The organism is Variovorax glucosi (assembly GCF_051216695.1).
Taxonomy (GTDB): domain Bacteria; phylum Pseudomonadota; class Gammaproteobacteria; order Burkholderiales; family Burkholderiaceae_C; genus Variovorax.
This window is the reverse complement of the sequence record NZ_JBPJZE010000374.1, coordinates 1-1,053: the sequence shown is the minus strand read 5'-3', so window position 1 is coordinate 1,053 and position 1,053 is coordinate 1. Positions and strand designations below refer to the sequence as shown.

Annotated in this window: 1 protein-coding gene and 1 pseudogene; both read right to left on the bottom strand. The window is 68.4% G+C overall.

Features of this window, described 5'->3' with window-relative positions:
* A pseudogene (locus ACSFA3_RS25795) lies at positions 1-316 on the bottom strand (DNA ligase-associated DEXH box helicase); the annotation flags it as partial.
* Positions 317-460: 144 nt separating this feature from the next.
* Complete coding sequence (locus tag ACSFA3_RS25790; RefSeq protein ID WP_435508156.1) at positions 461-877, bottom strand: DUF3617 domain-containing protein; 417 nt, start codon at positions 875-877, stop codon at positions 461-463.
* Positions 878-1,053 lie beyond the last annotated feature (176 nt).

Here is a 1,053-nt window from a genome sequence, read left to right as displayed (position 1 = left end):
CGAGCCGCACCTGCGCCGAGCCCAGCACATGGCCGGCAGGATGCAGCGAGACGCGCACGCCGTGGTGCTCGATGGCCTCGCCGTAGGCCAGCGTCTGCAGGTCGATGTCAGGGCCAAGCCGCGTGCGCAGCGTGCCGGCGCTGTCGGTGTGGGCCAGGTAGTGCGCATGCCCGGGGCGCGCGTGATCCGAATGCGCATGCGTGATGACGGCGCGCGCCACCGGCCGCCACGGGTCGATGTAGAAATCGCCGGGCGGGCAGTACAGGCCCTCGGGCCGGGCGACAACGAGGAGATCTTCTTCCTGCTTTGCGGGCATGGCACGCCATGGTAGGCGCAGCCGGGCTTGCGCGACAGGCTACGGCTTCTTGGGCCGGTTGTTCATCATGTCGAGCACGTTCATCTTCATGCCGTTGGGCATGACCATATCGCCCGGCTTCTGGTCGGCCTTGCAGGGGCCGATTCACTTGGCTTCCATGACGCTCGCGCCTTCGGCGCGGCCCATCAGCGGCGGGTTGTAAGTCGACTTGCTTTCCATGCGATAGGCCGTGCTGAAGTCGCCGCTCATCACCGCATGCGAGGTGGCCACCGTGTTGCCGATCTTGCAGACTGAGTCCATCACCAGCTTGCCGCCATCGGCGCGCAGTTCCTGCTTGGAGCACATGTCCTTGCCCATGCCCTGGCCCATGTCGCGCAGCGCCTTGTCGCTGGCCGCGTCGATGCACTGCTGCATGGTGTGGCCGGCGCCCTTGCCCGTGGGGTCCCCGGACTGGATCTCCCACAGCCCGGGCTTGCGCGAGGGGAAGTCGACCGCGAACGCGGGGCACGCAACAGCGCTGCCCGCCATGCAGGCAGCGACGGCGGACAAACGGATCTTCATGACGGGCTCCCGTATCGGTGGACGACGATCCTTGGGTTGTACCGTGCGCACCGCAGCGGCGGAATAGCGCAATCGGCCTAAGCCGGACGCGCTTGCTGCGCCGGCGCGAGCACCGGGCCGCGCTGCCGCGTGGCGACACCGAGCGCCACCCCCAGCGCAAGGCCACCCAGCACGTC

Bases quoted from the DNA above. Each gene is read 5' to 3' on its own strand.
- ACSFA3_RS25790 (WP_435508156.1), bottom strand. From the start codon at position 877: ATGAAGATCCGTTTGTCCGCCGTCGCTGCCTGCATGGCGGGCAGCGCT.